This window comes from Arthrobacter sp. SPT-J7 (genome assembly GCF_059089965.1).
The window spans coordinates 1-690 of sequence record NZ_JBNHFF010000521.1 but is presented as its reverse complement, the minus strand read 5'-3'; the positions used below and the strand labels follow the sequence as shown (position 1 = coordinate 690).

Below are 690 nucleotides of genomic sequence, written 5' to 3'. Positions count from 1 at the left end.
GCCCGGGAACGCCCCCGGCGGCATAGCGGCCAACAGATGCGAGTGGGCCCGGGCGGACGGCCACGCGTTGCCCGCCCACTCCGACGTCAGTGATTCGGGCGGTCGTTTGCAGCAGGTGGGATCCGGGCAGCTTGAAGTAGCCCGCGCCGTCGTCTCGCGCCCGCGGAACCACTTCACATGCTGGTACGGCACCCCGATGCTTAGCGAAAACTCGCCGCTGGCGGAACGTTCAGTGCGGGCCGTGCACCAGTATGTACCGGACGGCGTATCCGTGTACTGGCTGTAGGCGCTGAACTTGTCCGGCACGTCGAACACAGCGCGTGACGTCCAGGCCTTGCAGGAGGGCTGCCCCTCAATGGCCCCGGTATGGTCCTGCGGAAAGTTCACGCCGTCGTTCTCATAGGCCTTGTAGATGATTCCGCTCTGGTGCGTCTTCTGGAAATGCGTTGTGATCCCCAGATGCTTCGTGGCCAGGTTGGTGAATCGGTGGGCCGCTGTCTCATAGGAAACGGCAAAAGCGTCCCGGATATCCTCCACCGCGATCTCCTTCGCCGCCTTGGCTTTTTGCAGAAATTCCACTGTTGCCTGCTCAGGGAGGAGAAGGGCGGCGGCGAAATAGTTGGTGGCCACCCGCTGGGCGAGGAAATCACCGTAGTTCCGGGGCGTCCCGTGCCCCAGCACGTAGTGACC

At 63.6% G+C, this 690-nt stretch carries 1 protein-coding gene; it reads right to left on the bottom strand.

All coding sequences use genetic code 11. The features are described 5' to 3' along the window. A partial coding sequence (locus tag AC5RWX_RS34030; RefSeq protein WP_494100537.1) for an ImmA/IrrE family metallo-endopeptidase occupies nucleotides 1–690 on the bottom strand: 690 nt, incomplete at both ends.